The 20739-nt window shown below is 64.5% G+C and carries 24 protein-coding genes; 6 read left to right on the top strand and 18 right to left on the bottom strand.

Features of this window, described 5'->3' with window-relative positions; translation table 11 throughout:
- From QOH60_RS27890 to QOH60_RS27910, 5 genes are all read right to left on the bottom strand, one after another.
- Nucleotides 1-268 (bottom strand): alpha-amylase family glycosyl hydrolase (locus tag QOH60_RS27890; protein WP_526425128.1); only part of this gene is annotated, 268 nt, incomplete at its 3' end.
- Entirely contained in the window at nt 265-1269 is a 1005-nt protein-coding gene (locus tag QOH60_RS27895; protein ID WP_526425129.1) for a glycosyltransferase family 4 protein, read from the bottom strand. The genes QOH60_RS27895 and QOH60_RS27890, both read right to left, overlap by 4 nt.
- 183 nt (nt 1270-1452) lie before the next feature.
- Nucleotides 1453-1920 (bottom strand): glucose-6-phosphate dehydrogenase, encoded by a 468-nt coding sequence (locus QOH60_RS27900; protein WP_526425130.1) that lies wholly within the window; start codon nt 1918-1920, stop codon nt 1453-1455.
- A 49-nt stretch (nt 1921-1969) separates the two neighbouring features.
- On the bottom strand, nt 1970-2152 hold the full coding sequence (locus tag QOH60_RS27905; RefSeq protein WP_526425131.1) for a hypothetical protein: 183 nt from the start codon (nt 2150-2152) through the stop codon (nt 1970-1972).
- 407 nt (nt 2153-2559) lie between these two features.
- Nucleotides 2560-2889 carry a hypothetical protein gene (locus QOH60_RS27910; RefSeq protein WP_526425132.1) on the bottom strand — a complete coding sequence of 110 codons (330 nt, stop codon included), beginning with the start codon at nt 2887-2889 and terminating at the stop codon, nt 2560-2562.
- 294 nt (nt 2890-3183) lie between these two features.
- On the opposite strand from QOH60_RS27910, the gene QOH60_RS27915 reads away from it, so the two are divergent.
- Nucleotides 3184-3447: a hypothetical protein gene (locus QOH60_RS27915; RefSeq protein ID WP_526425133.1), complete on the top strand. Its 264-nt coding sequence runs from the start codon at nt 3184-3186 to the stop codon at nt 3445-3447.
- A gap of 129 nt (nt 3448-3576) precedes the next feature.
- On the opposite strand, the gene QOH60_RS27920 is transcribed toward QOH60_RS27915, so the two are convergent.
- Nucleotides 3577-3852 carry a hypothetical protein gene (locus tag QOH60_RS27920; protein ID WP_526425134.1) on the bottom strand — a complete coding sequence of 92 codons (276 nt, stop codon included), beginning with the start codon at nt 3850-3852 and terminating at the stop codon, nt 3577-3579.
- Between the two features lie 289 nt (nt 3853-4141).
- Here QOH60_RS27920 and QOH60_RS27925 point away from each other — a divergent pair, with 289 nt between their 5' ends.
- A complete protein-coding gene (locus tag QOH60_RS27925; RefSeq protein ID WP_526425135.1) occupies nt 4142-4330 on the top strand; it encodes a hypothetical protein in 189 nt (62 codons plus the stop codon).
- 282 nt (nt 4331-4612) lie between these two features.
- Here QOH60_RS27925 and QOH60_RS27930 read toward each other — a convergent pair whose 3' ends face one another.
- Complete coding sequence (locus tag QOH60_RS27930) at nt 4613-5239, bottom strand: TetR/AcrR family transcriptional regulator (protein ID WP_526425136.1); 627 nt, start codon at nt 5237-5239, stop codon at nt 4613-4615.
- Between the two features lie 60 nt (nt 5240-5299).
- On the opposite strand from QOH60_RS27930, the gene QOH60_RS27935 reads away from it, so the two are divergent.
- Nucleotides 5300-5719: an ester cyclase gene (locus QOH60_RS27935; RefSeq protein ID WP_526425137.1), complete on the top strand. Its 420-nt coding sequence runs from the start codon at nt 5300-5302 to the stop codon at nt 5717-5719.
- Entirely contained in the window at nt 5716-6933 is a 1218-nt protein-coding gene (locus QOH60_RS27940) for a cytochrome P450 (RefSeq protein WP_526425138.1), read from the top strand. Before QOH60_RS27935 ends, QOH60_RS27940 begins: the two co-directional genes overlap by 4 nt.
- Before the next feature lie 111 nt (nt 6934-7044).
- Here QOH60_RS27940 and QOH60_RS27945 read toward each other — a convergent pair whose 3' ends face one another.
- Genes QOH60_RS27945 through QOH60_RS27980 form a run of 8 tightly spaced genes read right to left on the bottom strand, consistent with a single transcriptional unit; the run spans nt 7045 to nt 15021 of the window.
- Nucleotides 7045-7887, bottom strand: a complete 843-nt coding sequence (locus QOH60_RS27945; RefSeq protein ID WP_526425139.1) for an enoyl-CoA hydratase/isomerase family protein — start codon at nt 7885-7887, stop codon at nt 7045-7047.
- Between the two features lie 9 nt (nt 7888-7896).
- Nucleotides 7897-8706 carry an acyl-CoA thioesterase gene (locus QOH60_RS27950; RefSeq protein WP_526425140.1) on the bottom strand — a complete coding sequence of 270 codons (810 nt, stop codon included), beginning with the start codon at nt 8704-8706 and terminating at the stop codon, nt 7897-7899.
- Complete coding sequence (locus QOH60_RS27955; protein WP_526425141.1) at nt 8703-10340, bottom strand: AMP-binding protein; 1638 nt, start codon at nt 10338-10340, stop codon at nt 8703-8705. The genes QOH60_RS27950 and QOH60_RS27955 overlap by 4 nt, the downstream gene beginning before the upstream one ends.
- Nucleotides 10337-11086 (bottom strand): SDR family NAD(P)-dependent oxidoreductase, encoded by a 750-nt coding sequence (locus QOH60_RS27960; RefSeq protein WP_526425142.1) that lies wholly within the window; start codon nt 11084-11086, stop codon nt 10337-10339. Before QOH60_RS27960 ends, QOH60_RS27955 begins: the two co-directional genes overlap by 4 nt.
- Complete coding sequence (locus tag QOH60_RS27965) at nt 11083-11874, bottom strand: enoyl-CoA hydratase/isomerase family protein (protein WP_526425143.1); 792 nt, start codon at nt 11872-11874, stop codon at nt 11083-11085. The genes QOH60_RS27960 and QOH60_RS27965 overlap by 4 nt, the downstream gene beginning before the upstream one ends.
- A 20-nt stretch (nt 11875-11894) precedes the next feature.
- Nucleotides 11895-12884: an acyl-CoA dehydrogenase family protein gene (locus QOH60_RS27970; RefSeq protein WP_526425144.1), complete on the bottom strand. Its 990-nt coding sequence runs from the start codon at nt 12882-12884 to the stop codon at nt 11895-11897.
- Entirely contained in the window at nt 12884-14002 is a 1119-nt protein-coding gene (locus QOH60_RS27975; RefSeq protein ID WP_526425145.1) for an acyl-CoA dehydrogenase family protein, read from the bottom strand. Before QOH60_RS27975 ends, QOH60_RS27970 begins: the two co-directional genes overlap by 1 nt.
- A 17-nt stretch (nt 14003-14019) precedes the next feature.
- A complete protein-coding gene (locus QOH60_RS27980) occupies nt 14020-15021 on the bottom strand; it encodes a dihydrodipicolinate synthase family protein (RefSeq protein WP_526425146.1) in 1002 nt (333 codons plus the stop codon).
- Nucleotides 15022-15204: 183 nt separating this feature from the next.
- On the opposite strand from QOH60_RS27980, the gene QOH60_RS27985 reads away from it, so the two are divergent.
- On the top strand, nt 15205-15966 hold the full coding sequence (locus QOH60_RS27985; protein ID WP_526425147.1) for an SDR family oxidoreductase: 762 nt from the start codon (nt 15205-15207) through the stop codon (nt 15964-15966).
- Nucleotides 15967-16028: 62 nt separating this feature from the next.
- Nucleotides 16029-17240: a CaiB/BaiF CoA transferase family protein gene (locus QOH60_RS27990; RefSeq protein ID WP_526425171.1), complete on the top strand. Its 1212-nt coding sequence runs from the start codon at nt 16029-16031 to the stop codon at nt 17238-17240.
- 17 nt (nt 17241-17257) lie between these two features.
- Here the strand turns inward: QOH60_RS27990 and QOH60_RS27995 are convergent, their stop codons facing one another.
- From QOH60_RS27995 to QOH60_RS28005, 3 genes are all read right to left on the bottom strand, one after another.
- Nucleotides 17258-17950 carry a TetR/AcrR family transcriptional regulator gene (locus QOH60_RS27995; RefSeq protein ID WP_526425148.1) on the bottom strand — a complete coding sequence of 231 codons (693 nt, stop codon included), beginning with the start codon at nt 17948-17950 and terminating at the stop codon, nt 17258-17260.
- A complete protein-coding gene (locus tag QOH60_RS28000; protein WP_526425149.1) occupies nt 17923-18726 on the bottom strand; it encodes an alpha/beta fold hydrolase in 804 nt (267 codons plus the stop codon). Before QOH60_RS28000 ends, QOH60_RS27995 begins: the two co-directional genes overlap by 28 nt.
- Before the next feature lie 243 nt (nt 18727-18969).
- On the bottom strand, nt 18970-20499 hold the full coding sequence (locus QOH60_RS28005; protein ID WP_526425150.1) for an aldehyde dehydrogenase family protein: 1530 nt from the start codon (nt 20497-20499) through the stop codon (nt 18970-18972).
- Nucleotides 20500-20739 lie beyond the last annotated feature (240 nt).

A 20739-nucleotide genomic window follows, 5' to 3' on the forward strand; every position in this document is an offset into this window, starting at 1 on the left:
TGGCCAACAGCGCGTCGAATTCGGCCAGAGTGCCGAACAACGGATCGATGTCGCGGTAGTCACTGATGTCGTAGCCGTTGTCTGCCTGCGGTGATCGGTAAATCGGCGATAACCAGATCACGTCGACCCCGAGCGTGCGCAGATAGTCGAGCCGCCCGATGATTCCACCCAGATCCCCGAACCCGTCGCCGTTCGAGTCGGCGAAGCTGCGCGGATAGATCTGGTAGACGACAGCAGACTTCCACCAATCCCGTTGGGCCAGTGTCACGTCCGATTGCCAATAACGTCGCAATACACCTTCACGTACTTGTCGATCATGGTGCTCACCGTGAAGCGTTCGGCGGCGAGCCGGGCGATCTCGCGCCGGTTGAGCTCGCCAGCTTTGGCGACCGTGGCCACCGCCGAATCGATGTCGTCAACCAGAAAGCCGGTGCGCCCGTGCATGATTAGCTCGCCCATCGATCCTCGCGAGTTGGCGATGACCGGTGTGCCACAGGCCATCCCCTCGACAACGCTGTAGCCGAAAGGCTCGTCGAAGTCGATCAAGTGGAGCAGCGCGTGCGCACCAGCCAGTACCTCGGCACGCGCGGAGGTGTCGACGGCACCGAGGTAGCGCACCTGCTCGCCGTCGACGTGCGGCGCGACCTCGTCCCGAAAGTACTGCTCGTCCTGAATGATTCCGGCGATATCGAGCCGGCGACCACAGCGCCTGGCGACCTCGATCGCGTGGGCGGTGCCCTTGTCGGGGTGGATCCGTCCGAAGAACAGCAGGTGCTCGCCGGGACTCGGATGGATTGCGAATTGGTCGATTTCGATGCCGTGATGGATGGTCGCCGCGTAGTGCAGATTCGGGTGTCGATCGGCGTCGCTGATCGACACGTACGCCGTGGTGCTGTCGTAGCGCTCGTAGACAGGAACGATCCGATCGGACGAGAACCCGTGGATCGTGGTGACCACCGGTGTCGCGACGAGATCGCTGTATGTGAGCGGCAGGAAGTCGAATCCGTTGTGGATGATGTCGAACTCACTAGCGCGCTCGAACACCGAGGCTATGTGCAGGCACTCTGCGACCTTGGCGTCGATCGTCGCATCCTCAGACCAGCCACAAGCCGCGGTTGCGTGGAGGCTGGCGGCGGTGATCGAGTCTGCAGTGGCGAACAGCGTGACGTGATGGCCAGCCGCCACCAGCCCCTCCGTGAGCAACGAGGCGAACTGCTCCCACGGCCCGTAGTGACGCGGTGGTGTCCTCCACGCGATCGGCGAGAGCACGGCGACTCGGATCGGGCCGTCAGCCTCACCTTGGATGGGAATGTGCTCAGGCTACTCGGACCGAAATTCGCGGTTCGTTCGGTTGGTTGCGTTTGTTCCGGCAAGCCAGCAGAAACTCTGTTGCGGACTGGCGGACCCCGCGGATCGCCCAGCAAACATTGAACTGAGGCGGCGAAGAGATAGCTAAGCGGGCAGATCCACCCGCAGCGCCAGGTGCTCATCGAGTATCCGGCGCAGCGCGGCGTCCATCGGATGAGCGGATGCGAGGTCGCGGCCGAACCGGCTGTCCACCATGACCACCGCGCCCTCACGCAGTTCGGCTGTCTCTACCTGATCGACGAACGGATCGAACAACGCCGGCGGCGTGGCGAGGTAATACAGTGCCCCGCGCGACTCGTTCAACCCGGCGGCATACATAAGTCCGTTTTGGGTGATCACGAAGAGTTCCGAGGTGATCCTGGCGTTCGGGGTCTCAGCTTTGCCCCATGCGATGGCCGCCCGCCGGGTCTCCGCCAATCGATCCGGGACGTCGTCAGTCAGCGTGAGCAAACTTTCGACGAGTGCTCCACCTACTCGCGGATGTGCGCCAATGGCGGGTCTGAAGTACCGCTGGAAGATCTTGCCGAAAAAGTCGTACCTTTGCTCGCTCATCGCGGCTCCCAGGTTCTACACGGACACCTCAATTGTGCGCCCGAAACCGTCAGCTGAGTACTAGTTTGGCCAGGAGGGCGGCCTCGCTGATGTCGATGTCCTTCGTCGCGGTGAGCAGGGTCAGCATCTTCTTCCGGTGCGGGAGCTCGCGCAGGTGCTCACGTCTGCAGCGTGCCTCACCGTGGGTGGACGGCGCATCAGCCGCCGCGCAGACCATGGAGTGGCTGGCCAATCACGGGATGACGGGTCTACTTCACCGAACTGTCTTGGTGCTCGACGACTCCGATGGGCACGCCAACCAACGGACTCGCACCATCCTGGCGCAGTAATTCGCCAGTCGCGACCAGGTGTGATCGAAGTGCCATTCGATCCGCACCTGCGACCCGGCGGCGAGGTCGACGTGACCAATGACATGAATCCTAAAACGCGCCGCTGCTTCTTCGAATCGCCGAGCACTTCGCGGAGACCACCCATGGACCACGGGAGCGGCGATCCCGGTGACGCGGGAGCAGTCAAGAGCGTCCGGCTGCGAGTAGATCTCTCCTGCTGAAAGTTCGCCACGAGTGCCGGTTATCGTCGCCTTGCAAAGGACACCGATCAGCCGGGGCCGATGCCTTGGGGCAGGTACGGCAGCGAAGGTTATCCCTCGCCGCCGAGTTCGGTGTTGTGCCGCTCGATCTTGGCGGTGTCCTGGGCCATCTCCGCGTCGTCGAGCCACTTCTGGACATCGCCTCCGAGGCGGTCTGCGGACAGGCGGGCGAAGTCGAGGGCCTGTACAGCCATCGCTGCCAGGACCTTCATGGCCCGTCCGCTGCGGTGGATCTCCACCATCAGCGCCCCGAGCGCCTGATTGTCTTCGGCGCACAACGCCGACAGATACCGGCGTGCATCGGCGAACTCGCGGTCGACTTGGGCCATCTCCGTCTGGAACTCGTCGGGCGACGGCGGGTCTTCGGGCGTGTCGGTCATGGGTTCTTCTTTCGGTGGTGGACCAACCGCTAGTCAAGGCAAGATTTGACAGCTTAGTTTCGAAAATACTGCGCGGGTGAAAAGTACTGGAGTCTCCGCAGTGGCCACCTGCCCGGGAGTGTGACCGCATGACATCGCAGGGTCACACACCACAGCTCGTAGGTACGTCACACAAGCGGCTCGGCCGCGCTCGGTTCCTCCCGTCGTACGTCGGGCCGGTCATCCTGCTTGGGTGGCGGGCCCGACGTCTACATTGAGTAACAGGTGCCCCATCGACCGGGCTAAGCTCGCAATATGGCGCCCGAGCCCAAAGAAATCCACGATTTCTCGCCGTTCAGCAGAATCAGACGGATAGATCTCGATCCCGAATCCGTGGTCGGTAGGGAGCTTGTCGACAAGTTCGAGCAGCTTGACGAATCCTTCACAGGCAAGAACAAGAGTTGGTCCGCGATCGTGAAGCTCATCGCTCTGACCGCGATGTGCGTCAAGGGCGTGATTGACCTGGAGAAGCAGGTAATCGAGCTGAGGCGTGAGGTGCGCTCCCGCGCCGAAATGTGATGCGCATCGAGGCTTAAAGTGCCCGTTAACCTTCCCCGTCATCCTGCTCGGGTGGCGGCCCGACTGCTACGTGGGACAGGTGCCTCATCCGTCCGAGCCTGTCGTTGCGTGAAGGGCTCGCCAGTCGGATCAATCCGAGTCGTCGGTTTCGGCCGGCGCTAGCGCGGATCCCGGAGCAACTACGAGCGCGTACGCCTGCGCAAGACTCAACAGGTGCCTCGGAACACTTGTCTTCTCGGCGGACGCCTTGATCGCGTTCAGCAGCGTTTCGGCAGTCTCGTCGACGAGTGCGTCGAGTTCAGCCATCGGATAGGTTTCCCCCTTCTCGCGTGTGCCGTGCAGGACTTCATCCTGCACGCATCCGAACACCGCCGCCCGGGCGGCGACCCGACTCCGGATAGGCACTGCGGCTCGAGTTGGCTACGACTCTGGTGACTTTTGGGGCGGGCGGCCCTAGTGGCTTGTGGCTGCTGGTGTTGGTGAGTTTGGTCCTCGGCAGCTCGGCGCTGGTGACCGGCTCGGGCCACACGGGTGCGCCTGTTGACGACGGTTTTCAACCGTCGTCAACAGCGCGAACCGGAAGCGGTGGAAAGTTGAGGGTGGGGTTGCGGCTGGGCTTCCATTAGGAGCCACCAGATCAGGTTCGCCGATCAACCCCACTCACCAGGGAGTCTACGCCCTTAACGTAGAGGCCGTGCCCGCAGTCGGCGATCTGGTCCGCTCCACCGATGGCGACTGGATGGTCCGACCACCGCTGCACTGCCCGAGCGGCCACCGGCTGAAGCGAGGTCGGATTCTGGTCAGCTCCATCGCCTGCTCCAGTGGCCGGCACCTCACCTCGCGGTTCCTCCTGGGCAAGGAGAACGTCGTCTCCAACGGCTGATCCGTCGGACGTTTGGCGCTGGACGTGGTCCTGTCCTTGCGGCCGCGGGTGCGCAGCGACGCCATGACCGATGATCGGAGCCCTGATTGTTGACGTAACTGTTGAGGCAGCCAGGCCCAGGCTCGAGATGTTTCTCTGACCTGGGCCTTTAACTGTGGAGCTGCCGGGAATCGAAACCGGTACAGAAATCTAACTGACCTGCGGAAATGCTGGATCTCGCTACGCGAAACAACGCGGAAGTACGCGAAACGACCTGCGGATACGCGGTCGGTGTTGATGGCATCAACATGCCGGGTCCGCGCGCAGGGCGCCGTCGAATACTGCGTGAAACTCCGAGGGCGCCAGTGCGACATCAGCCAATGCGTATTCATTGGTCAGTACCGACGCCAGGTGCGCCAGACCGCCGGCATCCCCGGCCCGGATTTCTCCCGCTTGCTGTCCTTCGCGGATGAGGTCGGTCATCAGCTTCATCGCGTCGGCGTAGCGGCCGTAGACGTCCTCGGCGAGCGCCTCAAGTATCGGGCCGAGAATCGCTGAGCCTCCTTGCATCTGGCGCAGCACCGACCGGAAGTGTTCACGCGCACTGAAGTATTCGGCCGCCGTGTCGACGATGAGATGCAGGCGGTCCAACGGCGTTCCCTCGGAATGCGCAGCCTTTCTGAGCTCACCGAGATATTCGTCGCCTCGCCGGGTGAGTACCTCGGCGACGAGATGTTGCTTGCTGTCGAAGAACTTGTAGATCGCCGCCGTTGAGTAGCCCGACAGCTCGGCGATGCGACGGAGCGAGCCGGTCCGGAGCCCGTCTTCGCTGAAGACCCGTTCCGCAGCGTCGAGAATCGCGCCTCTGTTCTCCGCGCGTCGGGCAGCGCGCCGCTGGCTGCGCAACTCTGCGCGAGCCGTGTCAGTCACAAGCCCACCATAAACCCGGTTGGTCTTGATTTGTGGACATTCATCCATCAAAGTGGACGAATGTCCACAGATCCCGCAACACCTGAAGAGGAGCTGATTCGTCGCGCGGTCGCCGCTCTCAACGCCGGCGATGTCGAGGGATATCTGGCCGGGTTCTTGCCGGACGCCCCGCGGTGGGTGAGCGGGCTGGACACGCCGCTCACGATCAGCGACATCCGGGCGAACCTCACCCAGCTGAACGACGCGTTCGACCGCCTGCACCTGGACGAGGATCTGCTGTTCGGCGCACGGGGTTTCGTGTGTGCGCGCTGGACGCTGCGAGGCGTGCACATCGGTGAATACGGCGGCATCGCGCCGACTCATCGTGAGATCGATGTGGAGAGTTGCGAGATCTATGCCGTCGCTGACGGCAAGGTGTACGAGTCGTGGGTTTACAGCGACATGACGAGCTTGTTCGACCAAATCACCAAGCGCCCATGACCACGCTGAGCAGGTCGATGCTGCTGGACCCCTCAGTCCTCGCCGACCCGTACGACTTCTATCGGACGCTGCGCGAGCAGGCACCCGTCTGGCCGGTGCCCGGCACCGACGTCGTCGTCATCAGCACCTTCGACCTGCTATCGGAGGCCGTCGCACGCCCGGAGGATTTCTCGTCCACGATGCAATGTCTGATCTACCGCGACGAGGACGGGCTGCCTGCCCGCCTCGACTTCGGCGACGCGGCGCTGCCCACTTTGGCCGCCGCCGATCCCCCGCTGCACACCACCCACCGGCGGGCAGTGTTTCCCGAGTTGGTGGCGCGGCGGATGCGCGCCCTGGAAGATCACATCCGTGCACTGTCGGCAGCGACCGTCGCTTCGGCCCTGCGCCACAACAACTTCGACTTCATGGCCACGATGGGCAACATCGTGCCGATCACTGTGGTCGCCAAGCTGATCGGCTTCCGCGACACCAACCCGATGCAACTGCTGCGGGCGGCGTTCGAGTCCACCACGATGGTCGGCGGCACCATGCCGCTGGATCGGCTCAACGACCTCGTGACGCGCATCGGTGTCATCCAGGAGTGGATCGCCGACCAGGTTTGGGCCACAGGTGACGGCGATGACGACACAATCCTGCTGGCGGTCCGGCGGGCTCTGGACGCGGGCACCTTGCAGATGGGCGAGGTGCAGACCATCCTGCACACGCTGCTCAGCGCAGGCGGAGAGTCGACGACCAGCCTGCTCGGCAACGCCGTCCGGATGCTTGCCGAGGACCCCGAATTGCAGCAGCGTCTACGCGATCATCCCGAAGACATCGACGCTTTCGTGGAAGAGGCGCTGCGACTCGAATCGCCCTTCCGGCAGATGATGCGCAGCGTTCCGCACGACACCACACTCGGGGGCACCGACATCGAGGCGGGTTCTACGGCGCTGCTGCTGTTCGCCGCAGGCAACCGGGACCCCGCCCAATTCGACGAGCCCGACCGCGTGGACTTGACGCGGGAATCCCCAAAGCGTCACTTGGCCTTTGGGCACGGCATCCACTTCTGCGTGGGAGCCGCACTCGCCCGGATAGAAGCCCGCGCCGTGCTCACCGAGCTCCTCGAGCAGACCCGAAACTTCACACTCGACCCCGACCATGCCCCACAGTGGGTGGACAGCCTGCTGGTCCGCAGGCACGAGCAACTCCATCTGCACGTCACTCCGTCTTAAGACATCGCGACGATCCCCGTTCACCGTCAGCCCTGCACCCTTAAGGTAATGTTGTTTTTCCAATCCGAGGACGCCAGTTCCGTTCCCAGCGCCTGAGATTCAGGCTTGAGGTCAGCCGGAACGGCCTGCGGTCTTCATCCGGTCCAGGTCCGCTAGCACGACAGTGCGCCCGCCGGTGGCCGCGAGCGCCCGGGCGTGGCCGAGGTGGTGCATGTCGAAGCATGACGCTATCGCCGTCGAGAAGCCCATCGTGTCAAGGGTGTGGTTGACCGCCCGCTTGGCCATCCGCAGCGCCCACGGATCAGTCTTGGCGATGCGCTGGGCCAGATCCATCGTGAAGTCTGACAGCTCTTCAAGAGGCACCACGTGGTTGACCATCCCCGTCTGCAGAGCCTCCTGCGCACTCACCGCCCTAGCGGTGAACAGCATTTCCTTAGCCTTACGAGCACCGAATTCCCAAGTGTGAGCGTGATATTCGACACCCATGATGCCCATCAGGGCCACCGGATCAGAAAACTGTGCGTTGTCGGCGGCGACAATGAGATCGCAGGGCCAGCACAACATCAGGCCCGCCGCGATGCACTTACCCTGCACGGCCGCAATCGTCGGTTTGGGGATGTCGCGCCACCGTTTGGCGTAGTCGAGGTAGCCGCGAGTCTCCCAGTCGTAGTATTGCTCTGCTACCAGCTTGCCGTCGGCATCGCGTCGGGGGCCGAGGTGCCGCCCATCCGCCGAGGGATCTTTGCCCGACATGTCGTGCCCGGCGGAGAAGTGCTTGCCGGTCGTCTTAAACACGATCACGCGGACGTCAGGGTCCTCGTCGGCGCGCCGCCATGCATCGTCGAGATCCTTTAAGACACCTGCCGTCTGCGCATTTGCGGCGTTCGGCCGGTCCAAAGTGATCACCGCTACCGGACCGTCGTTCTCGAGGCGGACGAAATGTTCTGACTCCATGACTCTCCCTTATCCGAAACTTCTGATCACGCTCTCCTGAGCGAACGACGCCACCAGACAACCCGCCTCGGTGTATACGGCTCCGGTGCCGAAGCCGCGGCCGCCCACCAGACGCTCCCCGCGAACCTCCACCCGCAGCCATTCCGAGACGTCGAACGGTCGATGAAACCAGATCGACTGGGTGACCACGCCGGTCTGCAGCCGGACGTGGGCGTCCTGCTGGCTGATATCCGGTACGGCTTTGAGCAGCGTGCCTATCACCGGCCAGTCCGAGACGTATGCGAGCACCGGCCCCGCCAGTGTGGTGTCGGTGAAGTCGCCGCAGCGCATCCAGAACGCAAGTTCGGCGGGCACCGCGGTGGCATCGTCCAGCCCGGTGTCGCTGATGAGTCTGGTCTCACCTGGTACCACGGGGAAGTCGACCGGCTTGGCCGCCAACGGATCTGCGCGGACCGGAGCGTTGAATTGATAGTCGTACCCGTCGTCGGCGCGATCGACGAGGACTGTGCCGGTGGCAACGATGCGGCGCTCCCCGGCGCGTTCGGTGTCCTGGTAGACGACTGCGCGGCGCACTCCGAGCGTGCGGCCGTCGTGGGTGTTTTCGAGGTCCAAATACAAGGGGTCGCGCGGGCGCCCCTCGCGCGGGAACGCCACATGCAGCGATTTCACCGTGCGGTCGGGCGACACGGCCGCCACCAACTGGGCCAGGATCTGTCCGCCGAAAATCCGCTCCGCACCCTCGTGAGCCACCGGAAGAACAGTGCGGGCGTCGCGGCCCTGGCGAAGGTCGAGCATCGCGCGGAATTGATCGATGTTCATCCTGTGCTCCTTGCTGCCAGGGCGGTGGCGGCCAGCTCGAACTTCTTGACCTTGCCGGAGGGCGTCATCGGCAGTGAGTCCACGAAATGCCATGCGGTAGGGGTCTTCTGGCGGGCCAGACCCACGGTGCGCAGGTGTGCTGCAAGCTCGCCGACCGAGGCGTGGCCGCCGTCGTGGAGGACGACGAACGCGACCGGTATCTCGCCGAACCGTGCGTCGGGACCCGGGACGACAGCGGCCTGGCGCACGGCGGGGTGCGCCGCGAGAAGGTCCTCGATGTCTCGAGCGGAGAACTTCTCGCCACCGCGGTTGATGACGTCCTTGATGCGGCCGGTGATCGTGAGGAACCCATTTCCGTCGAGGATGCCGACGTCGCCGGTTCGGAACCAGCCAGCGTCGTCGAGTGCGGCTTTGTTGGCTTCGGGGTCCAGATAGCCGAGCATCCGCTCGGGTCCTCGCACCGCAAGCTCACCGGCGAAACCCGTTGGCAGCGGCTCACAGTCGTCGTCGAGTACTTGCACCTCGACCCCGGGCGCCACAGCGCCGTCGGTCGTCGCGCGCAGATCGAACGGGTCCGCACGGTTCATGACCGTCACGGTCGGCAGCTCGGTCATGCCGTACACCCGCGCCGCGGGGATGCCCTGCTCCTCGCTGCGCTCCATCACCGCGCGCGGCACCGAGGCTCCCCCACAGGCAAACATCCTCAGCGGCAATTGGACCCGGGCATCTCTTGCAGCGTCGGTGAGCTCCTGCAGGAATACCGTCGCGCCGGCCGAGTAGGTCACCCGATGACGGGTCATGTCGGCCACCGCCTGGTGAGCGTCCCAGCGCTCGGCGAGAACCGCGCAGGCCCCCACCAGCAATGGGATTGTCATTGCGTTGAGTATTCCGGTGATGTGCTGCAGCGGCGCGGCCATGTAAGCGACGTCCTCCCAGCCCAGTCCCCACGCATCAGCGAGCTGTCGGGTCTCTGCCAACAACGTCCGCGAGGAGTGCACCGCGGCCTTGGCGCGCGACGTGGTGCCCGACGTGAACAGAACCAGGCAGGGCTCTCCGGCCCCGATTGTGGACGGGTCCGGGCGCCGGTCGTGGGCGACGACATCCTCGAACGGGGTCCACCCGGAGCGGCAACCGCGAAGCACGACCTTGGGAATCGCGCCGAGACCGGCGTCGCGCAGCAAATCATCGAACGCTTCGGCGTGGGCAAAACCGCGGAACGACGCTGCCGTGACGACGGCCGCGGGCCGCACCTCCTCGATCACCTGTCGCAGCTCATGCTCTCGGTAGAACGGAGCGATCGGGGCGCTGACCGCGCCCACGTGCCAGATAGCCAGGCCCAGCACATGGGCCTCCCACCAGTTCGGCGTCTGCCAACACACCACATCGCCTGGTTGGATCCCAGCCGCGGTCAGCCATCCGGCGGTGCGTTCGACACGCACAAGCAACTCCTGGTAGGTCAGCTCATTTGCCGCCTCGACGAGGGCCGGACGAGAGCCCCACTGCCGGGCAGCCCGCCTCACAGAAGCGCATATCGTCATGTCGCTGACGTAGCCCATCCTCCGGTACTCGTCCTGCCGCTCCTCCGGTACGCCGGGGGCGACGACGCGCGCGGCCGTCAGCGGAGTCGGGCTCATCCGCCCATGCTCATTCCGCCGTCTACAGTCAGGACCGCCCCGGTGACGTAGGAGGCCAGGTCGTCGAGCAGGAAGCTGACCGCGTGCGCGAGTTCCTCGGGCCGTCCCCACCGCCCGATCGGGATCATGGATGTCACGACGTCGCGGGCGGTGAACGCCAGCGAGTCGGACAGGTCGGTGTCGAAGCTGCCCGGGATCACACAGTTCACCGTGATCCCCTTGCGGGCGACGACGCGTGCGGTCGACCTGGTCAAGCCGATGAGCCCCGATTTGGCTGTGGCGTAAGGGATCTGCACAGGGCTTCCCATCGTGGCGGACACCGATCCGATGTTCACGATGCGTCCGAAGCGGTGCTCGATCATGGTGCCCATGGCCGACTGCGTCAAGTGGAACGCGGCCGAGAGGTTGACCGCCAGGTGCCGTTGCCAGTCGTCGGTCGTTATGTCGCCCCAGCGCTGCTCGGTGACCGTGCCCGCGTTGTTGACTAGGTAGTCGAGCCGTCCGTACCGGTCGATGACCTCGTCGACGAGGCGCCGGCAGGAGTCCGGGTCACCGACATCCGTTCGGTGCAGGGTCACACAGGCACCCGCCTTCTCGCATCGGTCCCGGACCGACTCTGCCGCAACGGAATCGGTGGCGTATGCGGCGGCCACGGCGACCCCGGAATCGGCCAACCTTTCGGTCACGGCGCGGCCGATCCCCCTGGTGCCGCCGGTCACGAGTGCGACACGCGTGCCTGCGATCACGACGACTCCCCCGAGTGCCGCGCGACCAACCGCGCGCTCAGCCGCTCCAGCGCAACGCTGTGCTCCTCGGTGTCGAAGCACGCGCTCTCGGCGCGCGCACACTCGGACAACACCGGGGCGGCTCGCTCGATATGGGAGTTCAGTAAGCGCTTAGCCGCCCCTGCTGCCTGCGGTGGCAGCGCCGCGAGGCGGTGTGCGAGGCGCGACGCCTGCGGCAACGTCTCGGACGTCGGGACCACACGATTCGCTAATCCCAACCGAAAAGCTTCGGCGCTGTCAACCCGATCGCCGAGCAACAGGTGCTCCTTTGCCGCCGATAGGCTGGTGAGCAAGGGCCACAGCACAATTCCGCCGGCACCGTCGAGCAGGCCGAGTGAGACGCGCGGATCGGCCAGGTACGCGTCTTGAGCCATGACAACTAGATCGCACAGCAGAGCGACCGTGACACCTGCCCCGACTGCGGCGCCATTGACGGCCGCGACGCTCGGGAACGGCAACCGGGCCATGGCCCAGAACAACTCCTGGTGCGCGTCGAGAATCGCCTCGCGAACACCGCGGTTGTCTCTCATCTCTCGGATCGTCTCGATGTCGCCGCCCGCACTGAACGCATCACCCTCACCGGTAAGCACCACGGATCGGACGTCGCCGGCGTCGCATAGCGCCTGAATTACCTGGAGCAGGGCATAAGTGATCTCGCTGTCCATCGCATTGGCCTTCGCCGGCCGGGCAAGTATCACCACCGCCACTGGTCCCTCGCGCGTCACCCGCACGGCGGGGTCGGTGAGCATCGCGGAACGGTCGTCGCCGCTCACAGCTCGACCAGCCGCGGAATGTTCCCGGTCGAAATCGCATATGCCCCAATCGCTCTGCGCAGTTCGATGGCCGAGCCCAACACTGAATCGAGAACGAGCGCACGAGCCAGGTAGCGGTGGAAGGGGTGTTCTGCGGTGAAGCCGATGCCTGCGAGCACCTGCTGACAGTGCGTTGCCGCGATCCGCGCCGACCGTCCCGCCAGGGATTTCGCCAGCATGCCCGCTAGATATGGGTCGTCGGCCTCCCAGGCCATATCGAGCGCGCTGACCGCCGCCTCCCGCGCGACGTAGGCGTCGGCGAGACGGTTGCGCACGCCCTGGAACGAACCGATCGGGCGGCCGAACTGCACGCGATCGCGCGCGTGTGTGATCGCGAGATCGATCATTTTTCCGACCGCTCCGACGATCTGGTATCCCAATGCCAGCCGTCCCGCCGTGACCACGGCGTCCCCGAGGGTCCTAGCCTGCTGACCATCAGCCACGACAGTCGCCGCGATGCCGTCGGCGGTGACCTCTGTCATCCCCAGTGCAGGATCTAGGCCCGAGACCACTCTCGTTGACAGTCGGCCCGGGTCTTTTATCTGGACCCAGACTGTTCCACCACTCATCGCGACGGGAGCCAGCAGTGCGCGGCCCGGCCGCTGACCGAGGAGCAGGCCCCTGAGCGTCACCGCCTTTTCGTCACCCGCGCCAACTACCGTCGCGCCGATCGTGGGTAGCACCACGCAGTGGCCATCGGTGCCGTCGGGCAGGACGGCGGCCAAGGGCAGTAACAGCACATCCTGGATCGCCGCTGACATCGAGCCAGCGCGGCCGAGGGCGTCGAAAAGCGCCGACACCGCGCCGCGGGGGGCCTCGGCAAGAAGTTCAGCGAACCCGAAATCATCGAGTGCCTTTGACAGCGCCTCACCGTCGAACCCTTCGGCCAACCGGCGCAGCGTGTCGGCCATCAGATCGTGCTCGGTGGCCGCTACCGGCTCAGCCATCAGGCGCTCCGCGGCAATCCGAGCAGGCGCGTTGCCACAATGTCCTTCTGGATCTCACTGGTGCCCCCGTAGATGGTCGCGGCACGCGAGTACGCCCATTCGCGCCGCCACCACTGGCCTGCCGGGGTGTCGTCGGTTTCGATCACGCCGGGCATCAACTCGCGAGCAGCGTCGAAAATCGCCTGATCCGCGGCGGCGATCATGATCTTGTCCACGGAGGCCTCCGGTCCGGGCAGATCCCCGCTGGCGATGCGATTCTGGGTGGTCTTCGACCTCGCCCTGAATGCCCATAGCAGCTGGAAGGCATGGCCGACCGCGGCCTCGGACTCCGCGTCGAGCACGTCGCCAAGAAGCATGCCGAGGTGCTGGCTGAGCCACGCGCCGCGCTGCCAGAAGATCGGTCCGCGTTCACACGACAGGATATGTTGGGCAACCCGCCAGCCTCCGTTGACCTCACCGAGCAGGCGGTGTACGGGCACCTGGACGTCGACGAACGACGTCGAGCAGAACTCGTCGACCCCTCCCATTGTGCGCAACGGGCTCGCGGTGACACCTGGGGCGCCCATGTCCACGAGAAACGCACTGACACCGCGGGATCCCGGTTCGCCGGTCCTGGCCAGCACAACGCAACGGGTGGCGTGCTGTGCGAAGCTGGTCCACAGCTTCTCGCCGTTGATCAGCCAGTCGTCACCGTGCGCGCGTGCGGTCGTCCGCAGCGATCCGAGGTCACTACCAGCGTCGGGCTCGGAGAACCCTTGGCACCAAAACTCATCGCCGCGCAGCAATCGCGGAAAGATCTCGTCCACCATCTCGGGCTGACCGAATTCGGCGACCGCCGGACCCAGAACCTCGTGCATCGACCAGGACGTGGTGTGCACCAGTGCGCGGCTGGTGAGCTCCTCGCCAAGCACCGCGCGAAGAATCGGCGAGCCACCCAGCCCGCCAAGGCGTTTCGGCCAGCCCCATCGCATCCAGTCCTCGTCGAACAGCATCCGCTGGATGCGGCGCTGGTGATCAAGCTGAGCATCGACGCTGTCATCCTCCACCGCGGAGACGAGGTCTTCGCCACGTCGGTCGATCCAGGCCCGCACGCCGTCACGGAACTCGGCGACCTCCAAAGCACAGCTCCGTTCTGTTAGGGCGCAACGAACCCGGATGCGACGTAGGCCTCCCGAATGGGGCCCTTCAGGTCCTCGGGGAACGTGGTCTGCGGTGGCCGGGAGTGCGGATAGTCACCGACCGGCAGGCCAAGGAGCGAGGCCCCGAACTTGAACCCCGCACCCCAGTGCGTGAAGGTCCCCGGCCGTGCGGGGTGCGCCTGATAACGACGACTCGCTTCGCGCATGGCGGCCAGACCGGTCTCGGCCGCAAACGAGTCAGCGCGGTCGAAGTCGCCCGCCACGAGCAGCTCACGCCACTCGGAAAAAAGTTTGAGGCCAGGTTTTTCGTAGAGATACAGGGCGGAACCCAGCGCCCCGGGATGAGGTATGCCCAATCGGATGCCCGCTTCATCGCTGGCCTCCCACAGCACCATCTCCGGCGCCAATTTGTGGACCTCGAGGCTGTGCTGGGCGTCCAGCATCCCGTTTTTCAGCCCGCACAGCGCGGGGATCTCGCGGTACAACTCCACGCACTCGCCGGGAGTGAGTACCAGGCCGGTGGAGTGTGAGTTGAAGAACCCCAGCGGCATATCGGTGCGGTCGGCGACATAGCGCACGTATTCCAAGACTCCTGGCTTGCCAGAGCATTCGAAGTAGGGAGTCAGGATGTAGCAGATGTCCACACCCAGCTCCTGAGCGTGCAGGGTGAGCTCGACGCACTGCTTGGCGGTGTCGGTACTGGACATCACCTGAACGAGCGCCCCTGGCTTGACTTTGCGTGCCTCCTCCACAGCCACCCGCACGACCTCTTTGAGTTCGTCGGTGGTCAGCGACCAAAACTCGGCGATCCCGCCGGTCAGCCAGATCCCGTCCTGGTCGAGATCCACCAGGCAATAGCGCACGAGGGCGCGCAGCGCCTCGTAGTCGATGTCGTCGCCGTCCAGACCCGCAAACGGGGTGTACAGCGAGCTGCAGTTGCCCCGCAGATGCTCGGCGGCCCAGTCCTTGGCTTCCTTACCTGTGACACCTGTGACCACAAGTAGTCCCTCCGATCGTCCTTCCGAACACGATTGTCGGCACGAGTTCTGGTCCCAGTGATGACCATCACGTGCGCGTCATGGTAGAACGATATTTGCATGCGATGCAAGCCACACTACCCTTTAGGTACACCCTAGCCAGCATATTTTGTTCGGCAAGAAAAAAGAACGCGGAGGCTCACGATGTCGAACAGCATGGACGGCAAGGTCGTCGTGGTCTCAGGGGCCTCGCTGGGTGTCGGTAAAGCAACCGCAGAGCGGTTCGCTCAAGACGGTGCGACGGTCGTGCTGCTGGCCCGCCGCAAGGTGCTACTCGACGAGATCGCGGAAGCGATCGGCCCGAATGCGGTGCCGATCGCCACCGACGTCACCTGCAGCACCCAGGTCCGCGCCGCGTTCGAGCAGGTCGCCGTGCAGTTCGGCCGCATCGACGTGCTGGTGAACTCAGCCGGCGCCAGCCGCATCCGGCTCATTGAAGAGGCCAGCGACGAGGACATCGCCGTCACGGTGAACACCAATCTGCTGGCACCGATTTACACCACGCGCGCGGCCATCCCGCTGCTACGGGCGGCCGGCGGCGGCGACATCATGAACATCTCCTCGGAAATCACGCTCGACCACCTGCCGATGATGAGCCTTTACGCCGCCAGCAAGCGCGGTCTCAACGGCTTCACCGAGGCGATGACCAAAGAGCTGCGACGCGAATCCATCCGGGTCACGCTGGTCATCCTCGGAGCCGTCGGCGGCACCGGAATACACGAGAATTTCACGCAAGCGGACCTCGATCGAGCAATGCCGGTCTGGGAGGCCGATGGCTATCTGACCCGGATGAGCGGAACCGAACTGCTCCTCGCGGCGACGGTGGCCGACGCCCTTCATGATGTTCTCACCCGACCGCGAGAATTGATGATGGACGTGGTCCACGTCCGCCCGGCGAGTAGCTGACCGCGATTGGCTTCGGCGCCAAGCGAACTGAACCAGAACAGGAGAGCGTTGTGATCCGACCGATGGAGGGCGTGCGCGTGCTTGAGGTGGCGCAGTTCACGTTCGTCCCGGCCGCAGGCGCGGTCCTCGCGGATTGGGGTGCCGACGTGATCAAGGTCGAGCACGCCGAAACCGGTGACGCCCAGCGCGGCCTGAGCCGCCTCATGGACATGCCTGTCGGCAGCGGATCCTTCGCGCCTCTCATGGAGCATCCCAACCGCGGAAAGCGCAGCATCGGCCTGGCGCTTGAGCAGCCTGATGCGCTAGACGTGCTGCACGAACTGATCCGCTCCAGCGACGTGTTCCTGACAAACTTTCTACCCCGGGCACGCTGCAGGCTCGGCATCGAATTGGACGACGTCCGCAAGATCAATCCCGACATCATTTACGTGCGGGGCTCGGCGTTCGGCCGCGCCGGCCCGGACAGTGAGAAGGGCGGCTACGACAGCACGGCATTCTGGGCCCGGGGCGGCAGTGCGCTGGGCACAACGCCGGTGGACTATGACGGTCTGTGCACGATGCCGGCTGGCGCGTACGGGGACTCGATGGGTGGAATGACGATTGCCGGGGGTATCGCCGCCGCGCTCTTCGCGCGAGCACGCACCGGCGAGACCTCAGTCGTCGACGTCTCGTTGCTGGGTGTCGGCGCCTGGGCGACGGCTTTGTCGGTCGGCTTCGCACTGTTGGAGGGTGGGCCGCCGCCGCGGCGGGCACCGGGCAGTTCGGCGAAGACAAATCCCCTGGTAGGTAATTACCGCACGGGCGACGATCGTTGGCTCGTGTTGGCGATGCTTCAGCCGGGGCGATATTGGCCGGAGTTCTGTCAACGCATCGGACGTGAGGACCTCGTCACCGACGATCGGTTCGCCACGGTCGAGGTCCTCATGGCGAATGCGGCGGCGGCGGCGCAGATCGTTCAGGAGGTCCTTGCCACCAGGACGCTTACCGAATGGACATCGCGGTTCGACGGTATGGAAGGCCAGTGGGCGATCGCGCAGGACCCGTGGGAAGTGGGCCAGGATCCTGCGCTGCGGGCCAATGGATTGGTGGCTGACGTGATCGACACCGAGGGCACGCGCCGTGAACTCGTCGCCAACCCCGTGCAATTCGATGAGAAGCCCGTGCGACTCACCCGGGCGCCGCAATTCGCTGAACACACCGATGAGATCCTGCGCGGACTCGGCAAGTCCGACGATGAGCTGATCGACCTCAAGGTTTCCGGCGCCGTCACCTGAGGAGCCGGCCGGCTTCTTTAGTCGCGACGCAGGATAGCCGCCGAGCAGAACGCCCACATGTCGTCCACGCTGCTCGTCTGACGGCCGCCGGCCAGCACCGCGGAGTGCGCCGAGGCCAGCAGCAATTCCTGCAGCAGCGCCGCCTGGGTGGTCAGTCCGACGTCCTCCCGAAGCTGGCCCGCCTTCTCGACATCGGCTAAAAGCTCGACGATGAGTTGATGCAAAGGTTCGAGGGCATGCGCGAGATCGATCGGTCGAGTTTCTGTGAGCCGCAAGTGAAGAATGCTCAATCCCCGCGACAGCGGGGCTGGCATCGCGGTGCTCTCGGACAACGCTTCAATCAAGGTCCGCAGCCGCAGCACGGGATCTTCGATGCCCGCGCAGCGCTCCCGCAACAACGGCACCGCCGTGGTGCGCAGGATTGTCTCGTAGACGGCCAGCATCAAGCTGTCTTTGCCGTCGAAGAACGTATAAAAGGTGCGCTGTGACATGGCGGAACGATCGACGACATCCTGGATGGTGAAATCGCTCTCATCGCGCTCGCTGAGAAGCTCAACGGCAGCCCCGACGAAGCGGTCGCTACGCTGCTGTGCGCGCGCCCGCGCATTCCGCAGCGAGCGATCGACGCTGCCCTTCTGCCAGCTGGGTACGTAGTCCTCGACCGGCGTTTGGCCGTTCGGTTTCAGCTGAGCTGATTTTTGCCGCGCCATGGCGCTCCCGTTCTCTCAAGATCGACTTCGGCGAGGAAGTCCTCGATGACCTCCGTAACCCTGTCCGGGCACTCCTGGTGGGCGGCGTGGGCAGCGCCGCCGATCTCAACGTAGCGTGCATGCGCCTTGACCTCGGCGAACCGCCGTCCCTGAGACTGACGTGTCGGTTCGTCGCGGTCCCCGGCGAGCAGCAATACTGGGCACCCAATCCCGGCCAACGTTTCCGGCGAAAGTTCGGGTCGGCTGACGCTGTCCTCGTGTAGAGCAGTCACAAGCACACGCCAGTGCTCCGGTCCGTGGTGGGATTCGTGCAGGCGTCGCAGAGCAAACGGCCAACTGCGATGAAGATATTCGAGTCGGGGAACGCGGTAGTCACTTGGACGTCCGGTCCCCGGACTGATGAGCACGAGCGACCGTGCAGTGCCAGGCTTCGCCAGTTCGAGCATGAGTGCGATTTCGGAACCGTAGGAGAAGCCCACGATGTGCGGCCTGTTGAGTTTCAGGTGGGCGACGAGGTGTAGCAGATCCGCGCAGATCTCGTCACCGGTATTGTCCGACGCCCGAAAGCCCGATCGGCCGTGTCCGCGCAAGTCGGGCAGCACGCAGCGATAGGAAGGCGACAGCCTGGCCGCCAGTTGGCCCCATTCGAATTCGCCAGTCGCAGTCGCGCCGTGGACAAACAAAATAGGCTGCCCATCGCCCACCAAGGAATACCCGAGGCTGAGTCCATCACGCTCGTACATCGCCCGGAAGCTGCCACCGGCGCGCTCAGTCATCACGTCCCTCGAGCGACAATGCCATTCTCTTTCAAAGTCAGATACCGAGCGCGCCAGCGCCGCCGTTCACCCAATCGATTCCGATGACGTCGGCGAAGGTCTCTCTGCTCGCTCCTCTTGTTCTACCGTTGCGGTACTTTGAGTTGCCGCCATTGAGAATAACACGCTAGTTGAGCCAGCATCAGGACAGCGCAGACGGAATAGGTTCGCGTCAGATTGGGGGCCCATCCCGCGGGATGAACGTCAACCCCACGCAATCGCCTTGAGTTCGGTGAACTCCTCGATGCCGTGGTGGCCCCACTCTCTGCCGACTCCGCTTTGTTTGTATCCACCGAAGACACCGGTGATGCCGACGCCGTTTGACTGGTCTGCCGACCAACCCGGGCCCGAGCCGCCCAGCGTGTCAAAATTGCTCACCGCTGCTCCGACGGTTTGAACCGACACATTGCCGGCACGGATCTGTCGGGCGACGTTGAATCCGCGCGCGGTGTTCGCGGTGACAACTCCGCCGCCCAACCCATAGATCGAATCGTTGGCGATGCGGATTGCCTCATCCTCGCTGCTGTACGTAATGACGGTCAGTACTGGCCCGAAGATCTCCTCCTGGGCGATCCGCATGTCGTTGCGAGCATTGATGAAAAGGGTGGGCTCGTAGAAGAACCCCTTGGTGAGGTGCGCTGGGCGTTTGCCGCCGAACACGAGCTCGGCTCCCTCGTCGATCCCCGAAGCGACGTAGGCCTCGACCCGCTGCCGCTGCTGCTCACGGATAAGAGGGCCGATAAGCGTGTCGGATTCCCTGGGGTCACCCACTTTGAGGAAGGACAGGGACTTCTTGGCGCCTTCGACGTAGGGATCGAGCAGATGCTCAGGCAAAAGAACCCGCGTTTGCAACGCACAGCCCTGACCCGCGTGGATCATCGAGGTAAGCACCCCCATCCCCGCAACGTGCTCTTCGGGTACGTCGTCCAGGACGATCGAGGCGCTCTTGCCGCCGAGCTCCAATTGCAGTCGCTTCACCGTGGGTGCCGCCGCGGCCATGATCGCCCGCCCGGTAGCGGTGGATCCGGTGAACGTGACCATGTCTACCAGCGGATGCGCGGTCATCTCCTCGCCCACCTCGGGACCGCCGGCGATGACGTTGAGGACGCCGGGCGGGACGCCCGCGGCCTCGGCCGCTTTGGCGATCTCGAAAGCGTCCAGCGGCGTCCACTGGTGCGGCTTGAGAACAACGGTGCAGCCCGCTGCCAGCGCCGGCAGCACTTTGACGATGTTCAGGAAGAACGGAAAGTTGAATGGCGTGATCGCTGCTACCACGCCGACCGGCTCGCGGACGACGGCGTGCCCCGCCATCGCGGTCGGACCACCTGAGGGAGGCGATACCTCCGTCCACTGGACCGTGTACTCCATCGCTTCGGCGATCCATTGCGCGATGTCGATGGTGCCGCGCACCTGGATCATGTCGGCAAGGAATCCGACCGAGCCCGTCTCGGCCACGACCAGCTGTTTGAGCGTGTCGTGGTTCTCGTCGAGGGCTTCGGCGAATCGCCGCAGCACTGACGCGCGCTGACGGGGTGACATCGTCGGCCAGGGTCCGTCGTCGAACGCCCGGCGAGCGGCCGCGATCGCAGCGTGTGCGGCCTTGGGGTCCGCATCAGGAACCGTGCCGATGACCTCCTCAGTTGCGGGGTCTACGACCTCGATGACCCCAGCCGTGCCCGCAGATGTCCATGTTCCGTCGATGAAAATGCTGTCGTAGTCCCAGCGTGCTCCCACTGTTGTGTTGCCTCCGTCTGTGCCAGGTCGGTCGCAGGCGCGGGCCGGACTGCTCTACACGAACTGAGCAGCGACTATGCGTAGTACGACAGCGATCATGTTCTTTCAACGCAGATGTTATTACATTGCTGAGCAACTAAGCTATCGTCCTAGCGAACTAAGCGTTCTCACACAGCGGTGGCAGCGTCCGCCGTCTGCGACGTGGATGACCTGAACAAGTCCGGTGATTCGGAAACAGAG

Source organism: Mycobacterium sp. (assembly GCF_032159765.1).
Classification (GTDB): Bacteria; Actinomycetota; Actinomycetes; order Mycobacteriales; family Mycobacteriaceae; genus Mycobacterium.